18 protein-coding genes are annotated in these 22406 nt (G+C 69.0%); 13 read left to right on the forward strand and 5 right to left on the reverse strand.

Going from position 1 to position 22406, the window contains the following annotated elements; all coding sequences use genetic code 11:
• The 5 genes from CSC62_RS12155 to CSC62_RS12175 form a co-directional block, all read left to right on the forward strand.
• Positions 1–843 (forward strand): ABC transporter ATP-binding protein (locus CSC62_RS12155; protein WP_425502024.1); only part of this gene is annotated, 843 nt, incomplete at its 5' end.
• Positions 844–847: 4 nt separating this feature from the next.
• Positions 848–1663, forward strand: a complete 816-nt coding sequence (gene mutM, locus CSC62_RS12160) for a bifunctional DNA-formamidopyrimidine glycosylase/DNA-(apurinic or apyrimidinic site) lyase (protein WP_162406739.1) — start codon at positions 848–850, stop codon at positions 1661–1663.
• A 277-nt stretch (positions 1664–1940) separates the two neighbouring features.
• Positions 1941–2519 carry an ECF-type sigma factor gene (locus CSC62_RS12165; RefSeq protein ID WP_162406741.1) on the forward strand — a complete coding sequence of 193 codons (579 nt, stop codon included), beginning with the start codon at positions 1941–1943 and terminating at the stop codon, positions 2517–2519.
• 13 nt (positions 2520–2532) lie between these two features.
• Positions 2533–5331 carry a serine/threonine-protein kinase gene (locus CSC62_RS12170; RefSeq protein ID WP_162406743.1) on the forward strand — a complete coding sequence of 933 codons (2799 nt, stop codon included), beginning with the start codon at positions 2533–2535 and terminating at the stop codon, positions 5329–5331.
• A 94-nt stretch (positions 5332–5425) separates the two neighbouring features.
• Complete coding sequence (locus CSC62_RS12175) at positions 5426–7015, forward strand: OpgD/OpgG family glucan biosynthesis protein (protein ID WP_162406745.1); 1590 nt, start codon at positions 5426–5428, stop codon at positions 7013–7015.
• A gap of 22 nt (positions 7016–7037) precedes the next feature.
• On the opposite strand, the gene CSC62_RS12180 is transcribed toward CSC62_RS12175, so the two are convergent.
• Positions 7038–7406, reverse strand: a complete 369-nt coding sequence (locus CSC62_RS12180; RefSeq protein ID WP_162406747.1) for a response regulator — start codon at positions 7404–7406, stop codon at positions 7038–7040.
• 155 nt (positions 7407–7561) lie between these two features.
• Between CSC62_RS12180 and CSC62_RS12185 the strand changes: the two genes are divergently transcribed.
• From CSC62_RS12185 to CSC62_RS12200, 4 genes are read left to right on the forward strand one after another with little or no spacing between them, the layout of a single operon-like run.
• A complete protein-coding gene (locus CSC62_RS12185) occupies positions 7562–10678 on the forward strand; it encodes a response regulator (RefSeq protein WP_162406749.1) in 3117 nt (1038 codons plus the stop codon).
• Positions 10651–11499 (forward strand): CheR family methyltransferase, encoded by an 849-nt coding sequence (locus tag CSC62_RS12190; RefSeq protein ID WP_211368997.1) that lies wholly within the window; start codon positions 10651–10653, stop codon positions 11497–11499. Before CSC62_RS12185 ends, CSC62_RS12190 begins: the two co-directional genes overlap by 28 nt.
• Entirely contained in the window at positions 11496–12089 is a 594-nt protein-coding gene (locus tag CSC62_RS12195; protein ID WP_162406753.1) for a chemotaxis protein CheB, read from the forward strand. Before CSC62_RS12190 ends, CSC62_RS12195 begins: the two co-directional genes overlap by 4 nt.
• On the forward strand, positions 12086–13219 hold the full coding sequence (locus tag CSC62_RS12200; protein WP_162406755.1) for a hybrid sensor histidine kinase/response regulator: 1134 nt from the start codon (positions 12086–12088) through the stop codon (positions 13217–13219). The genes CSC62_RS12195 and CSC62_RS12200 overlap by 4 nt, the downstream gene beginning before the upstream one ends.
• A 32-nt stretch (positions 13220–13251) precedes the next feature.
• Here the strand turns inward: CSC62_RS12200 and CSC62_RS12205 are convergent, their stop codons facing one another.
• Positions 13252–13872, reverse strand: a complete 621-nt coding sequence (locus CSC62_RS12205) for a thymidine kinase (RefSeq protein WP_162406757.1) — start codon at positions 13870–13872, stop codon at positions 13252–13254.
• 211 nt (positions 13873–14083) lie between these two features.
• Here CSC62_RS12205 and CSC62_RS12210 point away from each other — a divergent pair, with 211 nt between their 5' ends.
• The 4 genes from CSC62_RS12210 to CSC62_RS12225 all read left to right on the forward strand — a co-directional run bounded on the left by CSC62_RS12210 (position 14084) and on the right by CSC62_RS12225 (position 18921).
• Positions 14084–14875 carry a TIGR04255 family protein gene (locus CSC62_RS12210; protein ID WP_162406759.1) on the forward strand — a complete coding sequence of 264 codons (792 nt, stop codon included), beginning with the start codon at positions 14084–14086 and terminating at the stop codon, positions 14873–14875.
• A 3-nt stretch (positions 14876–14878) separates the two neighbouring features.
• The gene (locus tag CSC62_RS12215) at positions 14879–15487 is read left to right on the forward strand and encodes a hypothetical protein (protein WP_162406761.1); all 609 of its coding nucleotides are present in this window, start codon (positions 14879–14881) and stop codon (positions 15485–15487) included.
• Positions 15488–15496: 9 nt separating this feature from the next.
• Positions 15497–16339 (forward strand): hypothetical protein, encoded by an 843-nt coding sequence (locus CSC62_RS12220; RefSeq protein WP_162406763.1) that lies wholly within the window; start codon positions 15497–15499, stop codon positions 16337–16339.
• A gap of 602 nt (positions 16340–16941) precedes the next feature.
• Complete coding sequence (locus tag CSC62_RS12225; protein ID WP_162406765.1) at positions 16942–18921, forward strand: UvrD-helicase domain-containing protein; 1980 nt, start codon at positions 16942–16944, stop codon at positions 18919–18921.
• A 24-nt stretch (positions 18922–18945) separates the two neighbouring features.
• Here the strand turns inward: CSC62_RS12225 and CSC62_RS12230 are convergent, their stop codons facing one another.
• Genes CSC62_RS12230 through CSC62_RS12240 form a run of 3 tightly spaced genes read right to left on the reverse strand, consistent with a single transcriptional unit; the run spans position 18946 to position 22325 of the window.
• Positions 18946–19785 (reverse strand): aldose 1-epimerase, encoded by an 840-nt coding sequence (locus CSC62_RS12230; protein WP_162406767.1) that lies wholly within the window; start codon positions 19783–19785, stop codon positions 18946–18948.
• Positions 19775–20794 (reverse strand): glycoside hydrolase family 43 protein, encoded by a 1020-nt coding sequence (locus tag CSC62_RS12235; protein ID WP_162406769.1) that lies wholly within the window; start codon positions 20792–20794, stop codon positions 19775–19777. Before CSC62_RS12235 ends, CSC62_RS12230 begins: the two co-directional genes overlap by 11 nt.
• Positions 20795–20828: 34 nt before the next feature.
• Positions 20829–22325 carry an MFS transporter gene (locus CSC62_RS12240; protein WP_162406771.1) on the reverse strand — a complete coding sequence of 499 codons (1497 nt, stop codon included), beginning with the start codon at positions 22323–22325 and terminating at the stop codon, positions 20829–20831.
• Between the last annotated feature and the right edge of the window lie 81 nt (positions 22326–22406).

Here is a 22406-nt window from a genome sequence, read left to right on the forward strand (position 1 = left end):
CCCGCCCCCCAGCCCGCGGCAGATGCCGCCCGTCCGCCCTTGATCGAGCTGAACCGCGCCAGCGTGATCCGCGGCCAGGTCCGGGTGCTGCACGAACTGGACCTGCGGATCGAGCAGGGCGGCCACACCGCCATCCTCGGCCCCAACGGCTGCGGCAAGTCGACCCTGATCAAGCTGATCACCCGCGAGCTGTACCCGCTGGCCCGCGGCGGCGACCCGACCCCGCCGGTGCGCGTGCTCGGCCAGGCCCGCTGGCAGGTGGACCGGCTGCGCTCGCAGCTGGGGATCGTCACCGGCGACTTCGGCGCCAACCTGGCCGGCATGCACGAGCTGACGGTGGAGGACGCCGTGCTCTCCGGCCTGTTCGCCAGCTTCGTGGTGCCGCCGTTCCTGGAGATCACCGCCGACATGCGCCAGCGCGCGCTCGATGCGCTGGAACTGGCCCACGCCCTGCCGCTGCGCCACCGCCTCTACGCCGAGCTCTCCACCGGCGAGGCGCGCCGGGTGCTGATCGCCCGCGCCCTGGTCAACCGCCCGCAGGCGCTGTTGCTGGACGAACCCAGCACCGGCCTGGACCTGGTCGCCCGCGGCCACCTGCTGGAGATGATGCGCGGCCTGGCCCGGCAGGACATCACCCTGGTGCTGGTGACCCACCACATCGAGGAGATCGTCCCGGAGATCGGCCGCGTGGTCCTGCTCCAGGGCGGCCGGGTACTGATCGACGGTCCCCGCGAAGCGGTGCTGGACGGCGCCCACCTGTCGCAGGCCTTCGGCGGCCCGGTCCGGGTCTGGCAGGAGCGCGACGGCGAAGGCCACGCCCACTACCTGGCCGCGGCCGGCTGACGCCATGCCCGAACTGCCCGAGGTCGAGACCACCCGCCGCGGCCTGGCCCCGCACGTCGAGGGCCGCCGCGTCGCCGGCGTGGTCCTGCGCCGGCCCGACCTGCGCTGGCCGATCCCGGTCGAGGTCGCCCGCGACCTTCCCGGTCGCCGCATCGCCGCGGTCCGCCGCCGCGCCAAGTACCTGCTGCTGGACACCGACGAGGGCGACAGCGCCCTGCTGCACCTGGGCATGTCCGGGATGCTGCGGGTGCTGCCGGCCGACACCGCGCTGGCTGCCCACGACCACGTCGACATCGCCCTGGATTCGGGCCGGGTGCTGCGCTTCACCGACCCGCGCCGCTTCGGCAGCCTGCTGTGGCAGCCGGCCGGGACCGAGCACGAACTGCTGCGCGGCCTCGGCCCCGAACCGCTGTCGGACGCCTTCGACGGCGACTGGCTGTTCGCCCGCAGCCGCGGCCGCCAGGCGCCGGTGAAGGCCTTCCTGATGGACCAGAAGATCGTGGTCGGGGTAGGCAACATCTATGCCGCCGAGAGCCTGTTCCGCGCCGGCATCTCGCCCCTGCGCCCGGCCGGCAAGGTCTCGCGCCAGCGCTACGCCGCCCTCGCCGAGGCCGCGCGCGACATCCTCGCCTACGCCATCACCCGCGGCGGCACCACCCTGCGCGACTTCCTCAGCCCCGACGGCGCGCCCGGCTACTTCGAGCAGGAACTGTCGGTATACGGCCGCGGCGGCCAGCCCTGCCCCGCCTGCGGCGCAACCCTGCGCGAAGCCAGCATCGGCCAGCGCACCAGCGTGTGGTGCCCGCGCTGCCAGCGGTGAGAGCGCCGCGGCGCGCCCTGTAGGAGCCGGTCTTGCCGGCGACCGCCATGGCGGAAGCGTCTGCGCGAAACCGGGTGCCAGTGATCCGTCCGCCTCCACGGTCGCCGGCAAGACCGGCTCCTACAAAGGGGGCACGGTGCCGTTGCACGCCTGGCCGTCCCTGCCTCCGGATTGCGTAGTCCTTCCGACAGGCGGCGCTCTGCTAGCCGCCTCCATTCGCATGCATGGATCGGCCAGGGGCTATATTCCGACCCTTGGCGCAGTCGCGGAGACGACGATGGCCAGTACCCCGGACAGTTCCCCCGAGATCACCGTGTGGCTGGATGCCGCGCGCGGCGGAGACCGCGACGCGCTCGACCGCGTCCTCGGCGCCCTCTACCACGAACTGCACAGCCTCGCCCGGCGCCAGCTGTCCGGGCAGCACAACCACACCCTCGACCCCACCTCGCTGGTCCACGAGTCCTACCTCAAACTGGTCGGCGCCAGCGGCGGCGCCCGCTTCGAGGACCGCGCCCACTTCTTCGCCTACGCCGCCTCGGCCATGCGCAGCGTGGTCGTCGACTACGCCCGCAACCGCATGGCCCGCAAGCGCGGCGGCGACCTCAAGCGGGTGGCCGAGATCCCCGAGGAAGCCGAGAGCAGCCTGCGCCTGGACGAAAACCTGCTGGCCCTGGACGCCGCGCTCGAGCGCCTGGTCGCGGTCGACTCGAAGCTGGCCAAGGTGGTGGAACTGCGCTACTTCGCCGGTCTGTCCGAACAGGAGATCGCCGAACTGCTGCAGCGATCCGAGCGCAGCGTACGCCGCGACTGGCAGAAGGCCCGCCTGTTCCTGCTGGCGGCCATGCGCGAGGACTAGGGCGGGTCATTCCATGGACGTCGAACGCTGGCAACGCCTGTCGCCGCTGCTCGACGGCCTGCTCGACCTGGCGGGCGACGCACGCGCCGTCCACCTGCACCGCCTGCGCAGCGACGACCCCGCGCTGGCCGCCGAGCTGGAAGCCCTGCTGGCGATGGAGGAGGAAGACGCCGGCTTCCTCGCCGAACCTTTGCCCGACCTGCGCCCCGCCACCCACGCCGGCAGCCGCCTCGGCCCGTACCGCCTGGAGCGCCTGCTCGGCGAGGGCGGCATGGGCCAGGTCTGGCTGGCCGAGCGCGCCGACGGCCTGTACCAGCGCCAGCTGGCGCTGAAGCTGCTGCGCCCCGGCTACGCCGATCCCAACCTGCGCCTGCGCTTCTCCCGCGAGCGCGAGATCCTCGCCCGCCTGCAGCACCCCAACATCGCCCGCCTGCTCGATGCCGGCATCGGCGACGGCGACCGCCCCTACCTGGTGCTGGAGTATGTCGAGGGCGTACCGATCACCGAGTACTGCCAGGTCCACGCCCTGCCGGTGGAGGCGCGGCTGCGGCTGTTCCTGCAGGTCTGCGCCGCGGTCAGCCACGCCCACGCCAACCTGATCGTGCATCGCGACCTCAAGCCCTCGAACATGCTCGTCGCCGAGGGCCACGACGTGCGCCTGCTCGACTTCGGCATCGCCAAGCTGCTCGACCACGATGGCGGCCAGACCGCGCACCCTCGCACCGAAGTGCGCGCCTTCACCCTGCACTACGCCGCGCCCGAGCAGATCCGCGGCGAACCGGTCAGTACCCTGACCGACGTCTACTCGCTGGGCGTGGTCCTGTACGAACTGCTCACCGGCGAGAAGCCCTACCGCCTGCGCCGGCAGAGCGACGGCGAATGGGAGCGCGCGATCCTGGAGGTGGTGCCGCCGCGGCCCTCGCTGGCGGTGCAGCGCCGGGCCGAGACCGGGCAGCTGGACCCGGCCCAGGCGCGGCGGCTGGGCCGGCGCCTGCGCGGCGACCTGGACAACATCCTGCTCAAGGCCCTGGCCAAGGATCCGGCCCGGCGCTATCCCTCGGTCGAGGCGCTGGCCCTGGACCTGGCGCGGCACCTGGACGGGCGCCCGGTGCAGGCGCGGCCGCCGCGGATCGGCTACCAGCTGCAGAAGTACGTCCAGCGCCACCGCTGGACCGTGGCCTTCGGCTCGCTCGCCGCCGTCCTGCTGCTGGGCACCCTGGGCACGGCCTTGTGGCAGGCGCGCGAGGCCCGGCACGAGGCGGCGCGCGCGCTGGCCCTGCAGCGCTTCGTGGTCGGCCTGTTCGACCACGCCGGCGGCGCCCGCCAGAGCGAGGGCCTGGCCCTGCGCGAACTGCTCACCGCCGGCGCCCGCCGCGGCGAGCGCGAGCTGGAACAGCAGCCGCGCGCGCGTGCCGAACTGCTCGGCGTGCTCGCCCGCCTGTACGTGGGCATCGGCGACTACCGCCAGGCGCTGGAACAGGCGCAACGCCAGCAGGCCCTGCTCGACGCCGATCCGGACGCACCGGCACAACTGCGGCTGGACGCGGCCGCCCAGCACGGGCGGATCCTGCGCCTGCTCAGCCGCTCGCAGGACTGCATGGCGCGGATGCAGCCGCTGGCCGCCGAGGCGGTGCGATTGCGCGATGCTTCGCCGCAGCCAGCGGCCGACTTCTACGTGCAGTACGGCCGCTGCCAGCGCATGCTCGGCCAGCCGCATGCGGCCCGGCAGTGGTACGAACGCGCCCTGGCCCTGCGCGGCGGCGTGCTGCACGACGATGCCGGCATGGTCGAGAACCTGATCGACCTGGCCGCGCTGGACAGCGACGCGGCCCGCACCGACGCAGCCATCGAGCACTTCCTCGACGCGCGCCGGCACCTGCACGCGCGCCTGGGCGACCGCCATCCGCTGGCGGTGCAGGTCCAGCGCAGCCTGGGCGTGCTGTACCTGGACCGCGGCCAGGCCGAAGAGGCCGCCGCGGTGCTCGGACCGGCGCTGGCGCTGTCCACCGAACTGCACGGCGCCGGCCATCCCTCGACCTTGGCAGTGCGCCGGCAGCTGGGACTGGCCTGGCTGCAGCTGGGGCGGCTGAACGAGGCGGCGCAGACTCTGGAGGCGCAGCACGTGCTGACCCGGGCCGTGCTCGGCGACCGCCACCGCGAGACCGGCATGAGCCTGGACGCGCTGGGCCGGCTGGCGCTGGAACGCGGCGACAGCGCCGCCGCGATCGCGGACTTCACCGCCGCGGTGGCGATCTGGCGCCAGCCCGACGGCCACCACCTGCTCGACTACGGCCTGCACGACCTGGGCCTGGCCCTGCAGGCCGCCGGCCAGGCCGCGCGCGCCGAACAAGCCCTGCAGGAAGCCCGCCGCCTGCGGGTGCAAAGGCTGGGCGCCAGCCACCCGGCGGTGGGCGACCTCGACCGCGCCATCGGCGAACTGCTGCTGGCCGGCGGCGACTCGGCCCAGGCGCGCGCCTGGCTGGACCGCGCGGTGCGCCTGACCGCCGTCGGCTACGGGCCGGACGATCCGCGCAGCGTCGCCGCGCGGCTGGCGCTGGCGCGGCTGCAGGCCGATCCGGCGTCCGCCCTCGACCGGCTGGTCCACGACCTGCCCGGGCAGGCGCGCCTGCAGCCCCTGCGCTGGCGGGCCCGGGCCTATGCCGCGCAGGCCCGCTGCACGGGCGGCGACCCGGCCGCGGCCGGACGCAGCCTGTCATCGCTCGAACGCGAACTGGCGCACGACCGTCCGGAAGGCGGCAGCCTGCCGCGCGAGGTCGCCGCCCTGGCCGGTGCCTGCGGCGCGCGCGGCTGAACCGCGCGGATGCCGGCCCATCGCCGCGCGGTCGGGCCGCGCCCGGGAATGCTTAAGATGGCGCGCCCCCAATCGCCGTCCTGACGCCCGCGCCATGCACCGACGCCAGTTCCTGACCCGCGCCGCCGCCGCCCTCGCCGCCGCCGGCCTGCCCCTGCCCCTGCTGACCGCCGGCGCCACCCCGCTGCCGCTGGGCCAGCGCCACGCCTTCGACTACGCCTGGCTCAAGGGCCATGCCCGGGCGCTCGCGGCCCGCGCCTTCAGCCCGCGCAGCGATGCCCTGCCGGCGCCGGTCGCGTCGCTGGACTGGGACCAGTACCAGTCGATCGGTTTCCGCCAGGACCACGCGCTGTGGGCCGACGTGGCCGGGGCGAAGTTCCAGGCCAAGTTCTTCCACCTGGGGCTGTACTTCAAGCGCCCGGTGCGGATGTTCGAGGTCGCCGCCGGCCAGGCCCAGGAACTGGCCTACGACCCGGGCATGTTCGACTATGGCCGCAGCGGACTGAAGGGTGCGCGCCTGCCCAGGGACCTGGGCTTCGCCGGCTTCCGCCTGAACTCGCCCGACGACCTGCAGCGCGACTGGGCCGCGTTCCTGGGCGCCAGCTATTTCCGCGCGGTCGGCGCGAGCATGCAGTACGGCCTGTCCGCGCGCGGCCTGGCGATCGACACCGGGATGCCGCGGCCGGAGGAGTTCCCCGACTTCACCGCGTTCTGGCTGGAACGTCCCGCGCCCGGCTCGGACACCTTGGTGGTGTACGCCCTGCTGGATTCGCCCAGCGTCGCCGGCGCCTACCGCTTCGCCATCACCCGGGGCGAGCCGCTGGTGATGGACGTGGACGCGGCGTTGTACCCGCGCAGGGAGATCGAACGCCTGGGTATCGCGCCTGCAACGAGCATGTACCAGGTCGGCGAGAACGACCGGCGCATGGACTGGGACTGGCGCGCGGAGATCCACGACAGCGACGGCCTGGCGATCCACACCGGCGCCGGCGAGTGGATCTGGCGGCCGCTGGGCAACCCGGCGCATCTGCGCTTCAACGCCTTCGCCGATGACAACCCGCGCGGCTTCGGCCTGCTGCAGAGGGACCGCGACTTCGACCATTACCAGGACGACGGCGTGTTCTACGAGAAGCGCCCGAGCCTGTGGGTCGAGCCCAAGCACGGCTGGGGCAGGGGCAGCGTGCAGCTGGTCGAGATCCCGACCGTGGACGAGACCTTCGACAACATCGTCGCGTTCTGGAACCCGGAAGCCAAGCCGCAGGCCGGGCAGGAGCTGCTGTTCGGCTACCGCCTGTTCTGGGGCGAACAGGCGCCCTCGCAGCCGCCGCTGGCGCAGACCGTGGCCACCCGCACCGGCCTGGGCGGGGTGGTCGGCAAGAAGCGCGAGCGCTTCTCCTGGCGCTTCGCGGTGGATTTCGCCGGCGGCGAACTGGCCGCGCTGGCCAAAGCCGGCGCCGCGGTCGAAGCGGTGGTCGAGACCGGCCGCGGCAAGGTCGAGACCGTCTCGGCGCGGCCCCTGCACGCTATCGACGGCTACCGGGCGATGTTCGACGTGGTCCCGCCTGACGACTCCACCGCCCAGATCGACCTGCGCCTGTTTCTGCGCCAGGACGGCCGCGCGCTCACCGAGACCTGGCTGTACCAGTGGAACCCGCCGCCGCCGGGCGAGCGGGTCCTGTACTGAGCTGGCGGGCCGGACTTCCGCGTCAGACCGGGGTCGCCGCCTGCTCGCGCACCAGTTCCATGAACTGGTTGAGCCGGAACGGCTTCTGCAGGAAGTGCGCGCCGGCCGGCAAGGGCGGCAGCTGGAACCGCGGATGCCCCGACGCCAGGATCACCCGCGCCGAGGGCCGCGTGGCCAGCACGTGCGCCGCCAGGTCGATGCCGCTGGTCGGCCCGGGCATGTGGATATCGCTGAAGAGCACGTCGCAGGGATGGTTCTCCAGGATCCGCAGCGCGGATCGGCCATCGTCCGCGGTACGCACGTCCATCCCCAGGTCCTGCAGCACGTCGGCCAGCAGGTCCCGCAATTCGAGCTGGTCCTCGACCAGCAGCACGCGCAGCGGTGCGCTCATGCCGGTTCCCCGTGCCAGGTGATCGGATACTGCATGTGACATCCCCCCTTGCTTGTCGAACCGGCAAAAGATTGTCGGCCCCGCGTGAAGAACCTGTAAACATCCGGGTCGTTACCATGCCCCGCTAGCTTGGATGATCAGGGGCTCACCGGGGGATGGAGAATCAGGGGATCGGGGCCGGACGTGATTCCGGCGTTCTCGTCGTCGCAGTCGTCCTGGCGGCGGCCACGATGGGCCTGGAACTGGTGGTGCCGCTGGGATACGCGGTCTGGCTGCTGTACTTCCTGGCCATCGGGGTGACCGTCTTCCAGAGCCGCGCCTGGCTGCCGCTGGCCGCCGCCGCGCTGGCCTGCACCCTGCTCGTGGTCGGCTTCAACGTCGCTCCGCCGAGCAACAATTCCGCCTTCTCGGTCGTCAACCGCACCGTCGGCGGCATCTGCTTCATCACCACCGCGCTGATCGTGATGCAGGCGATCCGGGCGCGGCGGCAGGCCGAACGCGCCTTGTGGCTGCAGGAGGCCGAGAACGCCGTGACCTTGGTCCTGCAGGGCGAGCAGACGCCGCAGGTGGTGGCCGAATCGGCCTTGCGCGCGCTCTGCCGGCGCACCGGTGCGCAGACCGGCGCCCTCTATCGCCTGGCTGGGCAGGAGCTGGTCCTGGTGGGCGGCGTGGCGCTGGCGCGCGACGTACCCCCTCGCCTCGGGGCGGGCGAAGGCCAGCTCTGGGAGGCGGTGGCCCAGCCCGAGCCGCGCAGGGTGCGGGGCCTGGCCGCCGCCCACGTGACGGTCGAATCCGCGCTGGGACGAAGCCCGGCCAGCGAACTCCTGCTGGCGCCGATCACCGTCGACGGCGCCGCCAGCGGCGCGCTGGAACTGGGCCGCACCGCATCCACCGTCGAGGGCGGCCTGGCCCTGGAACTTCTGCGGCGCTGCTCGGAGAAGATCGGCGTAGCCCTGCGCACTGCCCAGCTGCGCGCCCACCTGATCGAGCTGCTCGAGGAAACCCAGCGCCAGAGCGAGGAGCTGCAGGCGCAGCAGGAGGAACTGCGGGTCGCCAACGAGGAGCTGGAGGAGCAGAGCCGCACGCTGCAGCAGTCGCAGGTCAACCTCGAGCAGCAGCAGGCCGAGCTGGAGGCGACCAACGTCCAGCTGGAGGAGCGCACCCACGAGCTGGAGGCGCAGCGCCAGCACCTGCTCTCGGCGCAGGACGATCTTTTGCGCAGCCGCGCGGAGCTGACCGCCGCCTCGCGCTACAAGTCCGAGTTCCTGGCCAACATGTCGCACGAGCTGCGCACGCCGCTCAACAGCTCGCTGATCCTGGCCAAGCTGCTGGCGGACAACCGCGAAAGCACGCTCACCGCCGAGCAGGTCAAGTACGCCCAGGCCATCCACTCCTCCAACAACGACCTGCTGGCCCTGATCAACGACATCCTGGACCTGTCCAAGATCGAGGCCGGGCACGTGGAGCTGGTCGACGAGACCCTGTTCGCCGAGACGGTGGTGGCGCGCCTGCGCGAGACCTTCGACCCGCTGGTGCGCCAGAAGGGGCTGGAGCTGGGCATGGCGGTCGAGCCGGACGCCCCGGCGCAATTCCTGGCCGACGGCCAGCGCCTGCAGCAGATCCTGAAGAACCTGCTCGCCAACGCGGTCAAGTTCACCGAGCACGGCTCGGTCTCGCTGAAGATCCAGGCCGCCGGCCCGCGACGCGTGCGCTTCGTGGTGTGCGACACCGGCATCGGCATCCCCCGGGAACAGACCGAGGTGATCTTCGAGGCCTTCCGCCAGGCCGATGGCAGCACCAGCCGCCGCTTCGGCGGCACCGGCCTGGGCCTGGCCATCTCCCGCGACCTGGCCGTGCGCATGGGCGGCACCCTGAGCGTGGAGAGCGAGCCCGGCCGCGGCAGCTGCTTCACCCTGGAGCTGCCGACCGACGGTGCACCGCCCGCCGCCGGGCCGGCGTCCATGCCCGCACCCGCGGTGGCGGCGAAGGCGTCGGTTCCCGCACCGGCCGCCGCGCCGGCCGCACCGGCATCCCCGGCGAAGGCCGCGAACGCGCCGCTCGCGCGCGTGGCCGACGACCGCGACCAGCGCCGGCATCCGGACCGGATGATCCTGGCGATCGAGGACGACGCCGAGTTCGCGCAGGCCCTGGTCGCGCTCGCCCACGAGCTGGATTTCGACTGCGTGGTCGCGACCACCGCCGAGGAAGGCCTGGCGCTGGCCTCGGAGCTGCGGCCCAGCGGCGTCCTGCTCGACATCGGGCTGCCCGACGTGTCCGGCCTGAGCGTGCTGGAACGGCTCAAGCGCGACCCGGCCACCCGGCACGTCCCGGTGCACGTGGTGTCGGCGCTGGAGCGCAGCCAGGTCGCGCTCGAGCTGGGTGCGGTGGGCTACCTGATCAAGCCGGCCACGCGCGAGCGGCTGGCCGGCGCCATCCGCCAGCTCGAGCAGACCCACGCCCGCGACGTGCGCCGGCTGCTGATCGTCGAGGACGACCGCGAGCTGCGCGCGAACCTGCAGCTGCTGCTGGCCCGCGAGCAGCTGGAGATCGTCGCGGTCGGCACGATCGCCGAGGCGATCGAGCAGCTCGACCGCAGCACCTTCGACTGCATGGTCACCGACCTGACGCTGCCCGACGGCAGCGGCTACGACCTGCTGGAAAGGATGTCCAACAGCACCACCGGCGCCTTCCCCCCCGTGATCGTCTACACCGGCCGGGCGCTGACCCGCGACGAGGAGCAGCGGCTGCGCCGCTATTCCAAGAGCATCATCATCAAGGGCGCGCGCTCGCCGGAGCGGCTGCTGGACGAGGTGACCCTGTTCCTGCACAGCGTGGAAGCCTCCCTGCCCGGCGACCAGCAGAGGCTGCTGCGCGAGGCGCGGCGGCGCGATGCGGTGCTGGACGGACGCGCGGTCCTGCTGGTGGAAGACGACGTGCGCAACATCTTCGCCCTGTCCAGCGTGTTCGAGCCGCTGGGCGTGCGCCTGGAGATCGCGCGCAACGGCCGCGAGGCGCTGGAGACCCTGGGCCGGCAGGACTTCGACCTGGTCCTGATGGACATCATGATGCCGGAGATGGACGGCCTGACCGCGATGCGCGAGATCCGCCGCAACCGGCGCTGGCAGGACCTGCCGATCATCGCCCTGACCGCCAAGGCCATGGCCGACGACCGCGAGCGCTGCCTGGAGGCCGGCGCCAACGACTACATCGCCAAGCCGGTGGACGTGGACAAGCTGGTCTCGCTGTGCCGGGTGTGGTGCGCGCGGCAATGAACCCGGCGGAACTGTTCGACCTGGAGCTGGGCCTGCTGCTCGAGGCGATCTACCGGCGCTACCACTACGACTTCCGCGACTACGCGGTGTCGTCGCTGCGCCGGCGGGTGCGCCAGGCGATGGACCGGTTCCACTGCAGCTCCGTGGCCGCGCTCCAGCACCGGCTGCTGCACGAGCCGGCGACATTCGCCCAGGCGATGCAGTACTTCACCGTGCAGGTCTCGGAGATGTTCCGCGACCCCGGCTATTTCCGGACCCTGCGCGAGCAGGTCCTGCCGGTCCTGCAGACCTACCCGTCGTGCAAGGTGTGGGTGGCCGGGTGCAGCACCGGCGAGGAGGTCTGGTCCCTGGCCATCCTGCTGCACGAGGAAGGGCTGCTGGAACGCACGATCCTCTACGCCACCGACATCAACCCGGACGCTCTGGCCAGCGCGGAGAACGGGGCGTTCGCGCTCGACCGCATGGCCCAGTTCAGCGCCAGCTACCTGGCCGCCGGCGGCCGCGCCTCGCTGTCGGACTACTACACCACCGCCTACAACGGCGCGCTGTTCGACCGCCGGCTCAAGCGCAACGTCGTGTTCGCCGACCACAGCCTGGCCACCGACGCGGTGTTCTCCGAGGTGCACCTGGTGTCGTGCCGCAACGTCCTGATCTATTTCAGGCGCGCCCTGCAGGACCGGGCGATCGGCCTGTTCCACGATGCGCTGGTGCATCGCGGCTTCCTCGGCCTGGGCAGCAAGGAGTCGCTGCAGTTCGGCGCCCACGCGGACCGCTTCGAGGTCTGCTCGCGCGAGCACCGGCTGTACCGGAAGGTCGCATGAGCCGGGCGCCCGCATCCCGCCTGTCCGACCGTTTCGACGCCATCGTCGTGGGTGCGTCCGCCGGCGGCGTGAGCGCATTGCGGACCTTGCTGGACGCGCTCCCGGCCGGCCTGCCGGTGCCGGTGCTGGTCGTACTGCATCTTCCGCGCGACCGTCCCAGCCAGCTCGCCGAGCTGTTCGGCCATGGCTGCGCCCTGCCCGTCGCCGAGGCCGAGGACAAGGCCGGGCTGCGACCGGGCACGGTCTGGATCGCGCCGCCTGACTACCACCTGCTGGTCGAGGACCGCACCACGCTGGCGCTCTCCCTCGACGAGCCGGTGATGTTCTCGCGCCCGGCGATCGATCCGCTGTTCGAGAGCGCCGCCCGGGTCTTCGGTGAGCGCCTGCTCGCCTTGCTGCTCACCGGCGCCTCCAGCGACGGCAGCGAGGGGATCGCGGCGGTGCGCGCCGCCGGGGGCGAGGCCTGGATCCAGAGCCCGGACGACGCGGTTTCCTCGACCATGCCGGCCGCGGCCCTCGCCCACGCCGGGGCCGACGCGGTCCTCACCCTCGACCAGATCCGTGAACGCCTGCGGGGTTTCCAGCCATGAACGTCAGCCTTTCCGCCCCCGCCCCCCTGCGCGACGGCAAGGCCAAGGTGCTGGTCGTCGACGACGTCGCCGAGAACCTGGTGGCCATGCGCGCGCTGCTGCAGAGCGACGGCGTGGAGGTGCTGTGCGCCGCGTCCGGCGCCGAGGCGCTGGAACTGCTGCTGGCCCACGAGGTCGCGGTCGCCCTGCTCGACGTGCACATGCCGGAGATGGACGGCTTCTCGCTCGCCGAGCTCATGCGCGGCGCCTCGCGCAGCCGCGAGGTGCCGATCATCTTCCTCACCGCCTCGCCGAGCGATCCCCGCCGCGCCTTCAAGGGCTACGAGGCCGGCGCGGTGGACTTCCTGCACAAGCCGATCGAGCCGCAGGTGATCCTGGGCAAGGTCACGGTGTTCGTGGAGCTGTTCCAGCAGCGCCGGCTGCTGAAGGAACGCGCCGATTCGCTGGAGCGCGCCCTGCACCTCAACGAGACCATGATGGCCGTGCTGACCCACGACCTGCGCACGCCCCTGTCGGCGATGCTGCTGTGCGCGGAGAAGCTGGCGCTGCAACTGCCGGACGACGAGCGGGTCCAGCGCACCCTCTCCCACCTGGAGACCAGCGGCTGGCGCATGGCCAGGATGGTCGAGCAGCTGCTGGACTTCTCTCGCATCCGCAGCGGCGGGCTGCGGCTGGAGCCGCGGGCACTGGAACTTGGCGAACTGCTGGCCGGTGCCGTCGGCGAGGTCAGGCGCGCCCACCCTGACGCGCAGATCGCGCTGGAGGTCGCCGGACCGCTCCCGCTCACCGCCGACACCGACCGCCTGGTACAGGTGGTGGGCAATCTCGTGGGCAATGCCGTCATCCACGGCCAGGGCGGCCCCGTCGCGGTGGCGGCAGGGCCCGCGGACGCGGGCGGCGTCTTCCTGCGGGTATCGAACCGCGGACGGATCGACGAATCCTTGCTGCCGCGCCTGTTCGAGCCCTTCAAGGGCTCGTTCCAGTCCAGCCATGGCCTGGGCCTGGGCCTGTTCATCGCCGACCAGTTCGTGCAGGCCCACGGCGGGCGGCTGCAAGCCTTCAACCGCGACGACCAGGTGCACTTCGAGGCCTGGCTGCCTGCGGTGGCGGGCCGCCCGCACCGCGGTTGAGCGATCGCCGCCGGCGCGGTGGCGTCAGCGGCTCACAGCAAGGGCACCTGTAGGGGCTCGATCAAGCCCTCGCCGCGCATCACCCGCTTGAACTCCGGGCGGCTGACCGAGACGTAGCGCTCGTTGCCGCCGATCTCCACCTGCGGGCCGTCCTGCACGGCCCGGCCCTGGGCGTCCACGCGCACGTTCATGGTCGCCTTCTTGCCGCTGTGGCAGATGGTCTTGATCTCCTCCAGCTCGTCGGCCCAGGCCAGCAGGTACTGGCTGCCCTCGAACAGCTCGCCGCGGAAATCGGTGCGCAGGCCATAGCACAGCACCGGGATGCGCAGCCGGTCGACCACCTCGCTCAGCTGCCAGACCTGGGCGCGACTGAGGAACTGGGCCTCGTCGACCAGCACGCAGTGCAGCGGCCCGTGGGCGAGCAGGTCGGCCTCCACCAGGCGCTCCAGGTCGCTGTCGTGCCCGAAGGCCGTGCCCTCGGCGCGCAGGCCGATCCGCGAGGCGACCACCCCGCCGCGGCCGCCGCGGTCGTCCAGGCGCGGGGTCAGGATCAGGGTGCGCATGCCGCGCTCGCGGTAGTTGTGCGCGGACTGCAGCAGGGTGGTGGTCTTCCCGGCGTTCATCGCCGAGTAGTAGAAGTAGAGCTTGGCCACTAGAGTCTATCTTTAGTCATTGTTTTTTAAAGGAAATTAAACTTCACCAGCTCCGAAACTTATGAGCCAGGTATCCCCAGAAATGCCCCCCGCCCGTAGCAATCCTAGAACCCTGCCGGGCGCTCCACCTAGTTCCAATTGGGGGGAACTCCCTCATTGTTGGCTTGTCAAGTCAAGTGTAAACTCTGTCAACCGGGACTAGGAGGCCTCTATGGGCGCGAAGCTAGCTAACGCCCCCGTATTTCTGACCGCAGCTCAAGTGCGTCATAACCCAATTCTTGCGGTTGATAGCTATGCTGCTGCATTACAAGAACAGTTCCGAAAAATAGGCTTCACTGATTACAAAGTTAGGGTTCAAGCAGGGTTTGAGATTGACGTCTCCAATCCTTTGGTGCCAGTGGTCAAGCAACAGGAGTCGAGACAACACTCGTACATAAACCGAACTGGGAGCGCTTGTTTTGTCCTAGAGAACTCTCGGCTCTTCTTTCAGGTAAGCGATTACGATATCTTTGACACCTTTCGCGACGACTTCCTGAAGGGACTAGATCTACTGCACTCTACAGTCACGTTGGACTACGTTGATTCTGTAAGCATGCGCTTGCTCGATGCGATAGTTCCGGACAAGGGGGAAGAGCTAGCGAACTACTTGGCTAAAGAGCTCCTAGGCATAGGTCAGGTTCTTGAGCAGCCCAATTGGGGTGTATCTCACTCTGCCTCTGAGTCAGTGCTTCAGACACCAGAACATAAGATATTTGTCCGAACCTTAGCCCGTCACGGCAAGCTATCTGTTCCGCCAGACCTAAACATCGCAGGCATGAACATGATGCCTCGATTCTCTGCAATCGAGGGAGTTCACTTAATTTTGGATACCGATTGCGCCTTTGAGAGTCGCACGGACTTTGATCTGCCAGAGATATCTTCTCGTCTCAGGCTTCTTAAAGATGACCTTCGCACCACTTTTCAAGCTGCCGTAACCACGCATGCGCTTGATCGCTGGAGCTAAAGCATGTTCATAGATAACGCCGCCATCCCACCGGTGCCGCGACTTCACTATGCCGATGTCTGCGTAGCTGAAGAGAATCCGTGGCGCAAGGTATTCCATGCGGGAACCGCTGGCACTCCTACGGAAAATTTCTGCGCACAACGTCTTATCAATGGCGCCACCTATCAGCTCGTAAGACTTGCTAGCCAAACGCACGTCATCGTCGCACTTCCGCAGAGCGATATCGAGACACTTATTACGCTCATGAAGCCGTCCATGTCGCAACTCGCAGCGGCATTTGGCGTTTCTCGCCAAAGGATCTATGACTGGCGGAATGGCGAAGGCATGTCCGTTGCAAATACCGAGCAAATGGCCGCACTACTGGTCGCAGCAAGAATGCTCAGCGAACGAAGCTCCGCCATCGGGAAACTAGCGAACCGCAGGCTCGTCGGCGGGAATACCTTCTGGGACGTCATCGCGACTGGCGTTTCGCCAGTCGAAGCTGCCAATGCCGCACTTAGGACTATTGAGCGGGATGAAGACGAGCGCGCCGCTCTAAAGCGCAGCTTGGCGAGTCGAAATGTCGCGCCAAACAAAGATACGCCGCTATTCTCCGCCCATCTGTCGGAGTGATGCCTGCGAATGGGCGAGTGGACTCGAAAAACCAAATGGAGACAAGGATCAATTCTCTCCGCCAAAGCAGCGGTTGCTCTCGGTCTCGCCCCAGAAGACGAGGCGAAAAGGCTTGTCTTCGTCGCCATTTCTCATGATTGTGATATCGCCACTGACAATTTGCGCACAGAGCCCAAGGTCGAATTTTTAGTCGGAAATCACATCGACAAGATCGATGGCTCTTACACCCGCGCAAAGAATGCACGCACTCTGCATCTGGAATTCTCTAACGGCGAAGGCAAGTTAGCCGCCTCTTTCTCAATACGTGAGCGCGTTGAGATAGATAAGACCGCATTGGCGGATCATGAGCCCGACGAAGATTGGTCGCACGCGTCTCCGAAGGCAGTCACTACTCTCCGGTGGTGGCTTGCAGCGAGGTACTTTCGGTCTTCCTTTCCGGATACGTTCGAAGAACACCTCAAGAAAAGCAAACTTGACGAGAAAATTGACAAGCAACTGTCCCCGCACGGAGAGGCGCTCTACGGAATATTTTTCTTGGTGGACGATGGTGCAGGCGATAACAAAGACGAGGAGCCACACGAGTTGCGAGCGTTTGTCGTCTATGACGATGCCGAATCGGACGAGGATCAGGTGGCCGCCATAAAAAGGGCCGTTACCGTCATCGCGAGTGCATTCAAGACCAAGTTTTACGACGAATCGACCGCAACCTGGAAGGGCATAGAGCTTGTGAATTGTGACGCCGTTTCCGACGAAATATTCTCGTTTGCCGACTCTAAGATCTTCAAGCACTGGAGATTAGATCACCGAAGCTTAGAGGATGATGAGCAGAAGCTCCCAGTGCAGGGCGCGTAGAGCGAGAGACTTTCAAAGTACCAGCTCCGTGCCGGCCAAGGCTAGCGACAGCGTATCTGACGCAAGCATCTACTTCAGCATCAGAGCGCTACCGAGCCTGACCGACTCCACAAAAGATCAAGACCTCCTCGGAGAGCGCATCTTGCACCGCATGCATCTTTAGGATTGCGAAAAGAGAAGGCATGCCGGAATTCTCAGTTCCGACGCCGATAGCAGAGCCCGCGATCTCTAAGAAACCCTCTCCAACGGGCAGAGCCGGACTGGTAAATTGCGTGCCCCACCGCAACTACGAAGCGCTCCCCAGCGGACAGAAGCGGCAGCGGCAAATCCAATAATTTTACCTCTCCGCAACGGATGCGCTACGGAATACCCCCACAATTGATCTCGCTCGGGCCGGCCCACCCTTTACGGCGTTAAATCAATAGTCCTTTTTTAAGAAGTATTCTTACGCCACCTTCTTACATTAGTAATAGCTATAGAGCTTGGCCATGGGCGGATTCTAAGCGCGCGGGCCCGCCGCCCGCGCTCCCGGCCCTGATTGCGGCAGGTCCGGCGGCCCTGGGCCGGCGTTGTAGAATTCCCGGCCGTCCTCCCGCACTGCCATGCACGGTCTCAATCCCCCCCAGCGCGCCGCCGTCCTCCATGCCGAAGGCCCCTTGCTGGTCCTGGCCGGCGCCGGCAGCGGCAAGACCCGGGTGATCGTCGAGAAGATCGCCCACCTGATCGGCACCCGCCGCTACCCGGCCCGGCGCATCGCCGCGATCACCTTCACCAACAAGTCGGCCAAGGAGATGCGCGAGCGCGTGGGCAAGCGGATCAAGGCCGACGATGCCGACGGCCTGACCATCTGCACCTTCCACGCCCTGGGGCTGAAGTTCCTGCAGATCGAGCACGAGGCCGCCGGGCTGCGCCGCGGCTTTTCGATCTTCGACGCCGACGACAGCGCCGCCCAGGTCAAGGACCTGATGCCGGGTGCCAAGCCCGACGCGGTGGACGACGCGAAGAACCTGATCTCACGGGCCAAGAACGCCGGTCTCTGCCCCGAGCAGGCGCTGGCCGCCGCCCGCTCCACCCGCGAGATGGAGGCGGCGAAACTTTACGCGCGCTATCAGGCGCGGCTGGCCTCGTTCAACGCGGTGGACTTCGACGACCTGATCCGGCTGCCGGTGCAGATCCTGGAGGAAAGCGCTGAGGTGGTGGCCGCCTGGCGCGAGCGGATCGGCTACCTGCTGGTGGACGAGTGCCAGGACACCAACGACGCCCAGTACCGGCTGCTCAAGGCGATCGCCGGACCGAAGGGCAACTTCACCTGCGTGGGCGACGACGACCAGAGCATCTACGCCTGGCGCGGCGCCAACCCCGAGAACCTGCAGCAGATGGAGCGCGACTACCCGGCGCTGCAGGTGGTCAAGCTGGAACAGAACTACCGCTGCTCCAACCGGGTCCTGCGCGCGGCCAACGCCCTGATCGCGCGCAACCCGCACCAGCACCTGAAGACCCTGTGGAGCGAGCAGGCCGACGGCGAGCGGATCCGGGTGTGGGAGTGCCGCGACAACGAGCACGAGGCCGAGAAGGTCGCCGCCGAGATCGCCTTCCTCAACGAGTCCAGACAGGTGCCCTGGAACGAGGTCTGCATCCTGTTCCGCGGCAATCATCAATCGCGGCCGCTGGAGAAGGCCCTGCAGCTGCTGCGCGTGCCCTACCACCTCACCGGCGGCACCGCGTTCCTGGAGCGCCAGGAGGTGAAGGACGCGCTGTCCTGGCTGCGGGTGATCGCCAACCCGGAGGACGACGCCGCGTTCCTGCGCGCGGTGCAGTCGCCCAAGCGCGAGGTCGGCGCGACCTCGCTGGCGCGGCTGGCCGAGCTGGCCGCGAGCAAGCACATGCCGCTGTCGCGCGCGGCGCAGTCGATGGGCGCTTTGCAGCAGCTGACGCCGCGGGCGGCGAATGGACTTGGCGCGTTCAACGATGCCATCGCCGACCTGCGCGAACACGCCGCGCGGCTGAGCGCGGCCGACCTGGTCCGGCGCCTGGCCGAGAAGTCCGGGCTGCTGGCCGAGCTGCGCGCGCAGTGCAAGGACGAGGCTTCGTTCCAGCGGCGCAAGGCCAACCTGGACGAGTTGGCCGAATGGTTCGAGGGCGGCCCGCGCGGCGCCAGCGCCGGCGACCTGGCCGCGCAGCTGGCCCTGCTCTCGCGCAACGACAAGGACGACGGCGGCAACCAGGTACGGCTGATGAGCCTGCATGCGGCCAAGGGCCTGGAGTTCGGCTACGTGTTCATCGTCGGCTGCGAGGACGGTACCCTGCCGCACGAGGCGGCGCTGGAGGAAGGCTCGCTGGAGGAGGAGCGGCGGCTGATGTACGTCGGCATCACCCGGGCCAAGACCCGGCTGTGGCTGAGCTACAGCCGCCAGACCCAGCGCTTCCGCGAGAAGGTGCGGCTCAAGCCCAGCCGCTTCCTCGACGAGCTGCCGGCGGCGGAACTGCAGCGCGACGGCGCCGACCCGGTGGCCGACGCGGAGCAGAAGAAGGAGCGGGCGAACGCCGGGTTCGCGGCGATCCACGCCTTGCTGGGGGATTGAGCGTCGGCAACGGGTAAGCCGCTCCTACAGGTCCCACTCCATCGTGTACATGACCGTACGTGTCTGCCCCGGTTCCAGCCGGCAGTCCGGCGACAGGTTGAAGCCGTCCGGCGGCGCGGTCTGCGGTTCGACGCAGGTGGCGAAGGCCGGTTCGTCGTAGACCACCCAGTCGCTGCAGGCCGAGTCCAGGACGATGCGCTGGCCGCCACGATGGATCTCCACCGGCACGCGGTTGACGAAGCAGTCGTCCCATGGGCCCGGACGCAAGCCGCCCGGCGGCGAAAGGGTGATGTTGCCGGCATCGCGCGGATACATCGCCTCGGGCCGGAACTCCAGCCGTTCGGGCTTGCGGAACCACGGATGCCAGCCCAGGGTGACCGGCATCGCCCGCGCACCGGCGGTGACCGATAGTTCCAGGGTCAGCCGGCGACCCTCGATCGCGATCTTCTGCCGGGCTTCGCCGCCGAACGGCCAGCGCGCATCGGCCGGCAACGCCAGCTCCAGCACCGCATGCCGCGCCGAATGCTCCGACACCCGCCACGGCAATAGATAGCCGACGCCGTGGATCGCGTGCCCGCCCAGGTTGCGCGGCAGTTCGTACGCCTGGCCGTCGAAGACGAAGCGGCCATCGCGGATGCGCCCGCACCACGGCACCATCGGATAGGAACCCCAGGAGATCGCCGCGACCGAGTCGTGGTCGCCATGGCCGACCAGCTGCTCGATCCCGTCGCAGCGGATCCGGGCGATGCGCCCGCCTGCTTCCGGCGCGATCTCCACTTCCAGCCCGTCCCCGGCCAGGGTCAGCAACGGCCCCGGCGCCAGCGGATCGGTCGGGCTGATGCCCGCGAAGCCGTCACTCGCCATACGGGTGCAGGGTGCGGATGCGGCCGTCGGCCTCGTAGTGCAGTTCGGTCACCTTGACCGAGCGCAGGTGGGTCACGCCGCCGGACAGCAGGGAGTCGTGGTAGTACAGCCACCAGCGGCCGTCGACCTCGACGATGGAATGGTGGGTGGTCCAGCCGACCACCGGGGTCAGCAGGATGCCCTGGTGCACGAACGGCCCGTAGGGGCTGTCGCCGATGGCGTAGCACAGCAGGTGGGTGTTGCCGGTGGAATAGGTGAGGTAGTACCTGCCCTGATAGGCATGCACCCACGGCCCCTCGAAGTAGCGGCGGCCGTGGTCCCCGGCCAGCAGCGGCTGGCCGGCCTCGTCGGTGATCACCACCTGGCGCGGCGCCTCGGCGAACTGCTTCATGTCCGCGGTGAGGCGGGCGACGATCGGGCCCAGGGCCGGCGCATCGTCGGCCGGTTCCTCGTGGGCGGGGTCGTAGCGGTTATCGCGGTACTTCTGCAGCTGTCCGCCCCAGATGCCGCCGAAATAGAGGTAGTGCTCGCCGTCGGCGTCGCGGAACACGGCCGGATCGATCGAGTAGCTGCCCGCGATCGGTTCGGGCTCGGGCACGAACGGCCCTTCCGGCCGGTCGCCCACGGCCACGCCGATCTGGAAGATCCCGTCGGCGCGCTTGGCCGGAAAGTACAGGTAGTAGCGGCCGTCCTTCTCGGCCGCATCCGGGGCCCACATCTGGCGGTCGGCCCAGGGCACGTCGTCCACGCTCAGCGCCACGCCGCAGTCGACGGCTTCGCCTTCCGGCGAATCCTGGCGCAGGACGTGGTAGTCGCGCATCTGGAAGTGGCCGCCGTCGTCGTCGAAGGCCACGCCGCCCTCGACGTCGTGCGAGGGATAGATGTAGACCTTGCCCTCGAACACGTGCGCGGACGGGTCGGCGGTGTAGATGTGGGTGACCAGCGGCGTGGAGATGGCCGCGGCGGCCAGCGCGTCCAGTTCGGCGCGGGTGTATTCCTGGTCGGCCATGGGCGGACTCCGTGTGCGTTCGTGATTTCTGGGGTCAGGCCGACTGGCCGGCGCGGCGCGCGGCCAGTTCGCGCTCGATCCGCGATTCCTGGCCCTTGTCGATGCGGTAGAAGAACAGCAGCGCCACGCACAGCAGGAACGGCAGCGAGCAGTACAGGCTGATCGCCAGGCGGATGCCGGCCACGGTGTCAGGGGTCTGCAGCGCCTGCCCGGCGACGTAGCCGTAGTGGGCGAGGATGCCGGCGACCAGGGCGCCGCCCACGCTCAGGCCGACCTTCAGCCCGCACAGGATCGCCGAGAAGATGATCGCGGTGGCGCGGCGGTTGTTCTTCCACTCCGAGTAGTCGGCCACGTCGGCCACCATCGCCCACAGCAGCGGGATGGTGATGCCGTAGAAGAAGCCGTGCAGGATCTGCGACAGGAACACGATCCCGATCGCGTCCGGCGGGAACAGGTAAAAGGCCAGCATGAACAGGGTGGACACGAACAGCGCCGCGCCGAACACATCGCGCTTGCCGAAGCGGTCGGCCAGGCGCTTGGAGAAGCCGATGCCGACGATCATGAAGATGATGCCGCCGGCGTTGAACAGGCCGAAGGCCGAGGTCGGCGCATCGTCCGGCCAGCGGAACTCGGTCAGGCCCATGCCGGTGAGCGCGGCGTTCAGCCCGGCGATGAAGCCGTTGAAGCCGATCCGCTCCAGGAACGCGGCCAGCGCCGGCTCGCTGAGGTAGTACTGGAAGTAGTAGACGTACATGCCACCCTTCAGCGCCAGGGTGGTAAACACCAGGATGGTCAGGGCCAGCATCACCAGCCATGGCCGGTTGCCGGCCAGGTCGGCCAGGTCCTGGCGGATCGACGACTTCTGTTCCGGCGCCGGCACCACCCGCTCGCGGGTGGTGAAGAATGTGATCAGGAAGAACACGGTGCCGACGATGGCGAACAGCATCATCGTGTTGTGGAAGCCGCGCACCTTGTCGCCGTCGCCGAGGATCAGCACCAGCGGCAGCAGCAGGCCCTGGATGATGAACTGGGCCACCATCACCGCCACGAAGCGGTAGGACGACAGGCTGTTGCGCTGGGCCATGCTGCCGGTGAGCACGCCGCTGAGGGCCGAGTACGGCAGGTTGTTGGCCGCGTACACCAGCACCAGCAGGGTGTAGGTGGTGGCCGCATAGAAGACCTTGCCGCGCTCGCCCAGATCGGGCGTGCTGAACGCCAGCAGGGCCAGCACCCCGAACGGCACCGCCGTCCACAGGATCCAGGGCCGGAACTTGCCCCAGCGGGTGCGGGTACGGTCGGCGAGCAGGGCGATCGTCGGGGTGAACACGAACGCGCCGAGCAGGCCGACCACGAAGATGATCTTGGCCGCCGTCGCCGCCGGCAGGCGGTAGACGTCGGTGTAGAAGAACGCCAGGAAGGTGACCAGGGTCTGGAAGATCAGGTTGGCGGCCAGGTCGCCCAGGCTGTAGCCGACCTTTTCGCGGACGCTGAGGATTTCGCTGCTGCTGCTCGTGCTGCTCGTGCTGCTCATGGGACCCCGCCTGGATGTGCTTGGCGCGCGGCCCCGGCGGGGCCGTACACGGACCGCGGCCCGCCCGGCGATGGATGCCGG

The sequence above is a fragment of the Pseudoxanthomonas jiangsuensis genome (assembly GCF_010093185.1).
Lineage (GTDB): Bacteria > Pseudomonadota > Gammaproteobacteria > Xanthomonadales > Xanthomonadaceae > Pseudoxanthomonas > Pseudoxanthomonas jiangsuensis.

Excerpts from the sequence above, each read along its gene's own strand:
- mutM (WP_162406739.1), top strand. The coding sequence starts at position 848 with ATGCCCGAACTGCCCGAGGTCGAGACCACCCGCCGCGGCCTGGCCCCG.
- CSC62_RS12165 (WP_162406741.1), top strand. The coding sequence starts at position 1,941 with ATGGCCAGTACCCCGGACAGTTCCCCCGAGATCACCGTGTGGCTGGAT.
- CSC62_RS12170 (WP_162406743.1), top strand. The coding sequence starts at position 2,533 with ATGGACGTCGAACGCTGGCAACGCCTGTCGCCGCTGCTCGACGGCCTG.
- CSC62_RS12175 (WP_162406745.1), top strand. The coding sequence starts at position 5,426 with ATGCACCGACGCCAGTTCCTGACCCGCGCCGCCGCCGCCCTCGCCGCC.
- CSC62_RS12180 (WP_162406747.1), bottom strand. The coding sequence starts at position 7,406 with ATGAGCGCACCGCTGCGCGTGCTGCTGGTCGAGGACCAGCTCGAATTG.
- CSC62_RS12185 (WP_162406749.1), top strand. The coding sequence starts at position 7,562 with ATGGAGAATCAGGGGATCGGGGCCGGACGTGATTCCGGCGTTCTCGTC.
- CSC62_RS12195 (WP_162406753.1), top strand. The coding sequence starts at position 11,496 with ATGAGCCGGGCGCCCGCATCCCGCCTGTCCGACCGTTTCGACGCCATC.
- CSC62_RS12200 (WP_162406755.1), top strand. The coding sequence starts at position 12,086 with ATGAACGTCAGCCTTTCCGCCCCCGCCCCCCTGCGCGACGGCAAGGCC.
- CSC62_RS12210 (WP_162406759.1), top strand. The coding sequence starts at position 14,084 with ATGGGCGCGAAGCTAGCTAACGCCCCCGTATTTCTGACCGCAGCTCAA.
- CSC62_RS12215 (WP_162406761.1), top strand. The coding sequence starts at position 14,879 with ATGTTCATAGATAACGCCGCCATCCCACCGGTGCCGCGACTTCACTAT.
- CSC62_RS12220 (WP_162406763.1), top strand. The coding sequence starts at position 15,497 with ATGGGCGAGTGGACTCGAAAAACCAAATGGAGACAAGGATCAATTCTC.
- CSC62_RS12225 (WP_162406765.1), top strand. The coding sequence starts at position 16,942 with ATGCACGGTCTCAATCCCCCCCAGCGCGCCGCCGTCCTCCATGCCGAA.
- CSC62_RS12230 (WP_162406767.1), bottom strand. The coding sequence starts at position 19,785 with ATGGCGAGTGACGGCTTCGCGGGCATCAGCCCGACCGATCCGCTGGCG.
- CSC62_RS12235 (WP_162406769.1), bottom strand. The coding sequence starts at position 20,794 with ATGGCCGACCAGGAATACACCCGCGCCGAACTGGACGCGCTGGCCGCC.
- CSC62_RS12240 (WP_162406771.1), bottom strand. The coding sequence starts at position 22,325 with ATGAGCAGCACGAGCAGCACGAGCAGCAGCAGCGAAATCCTCAGCGTC.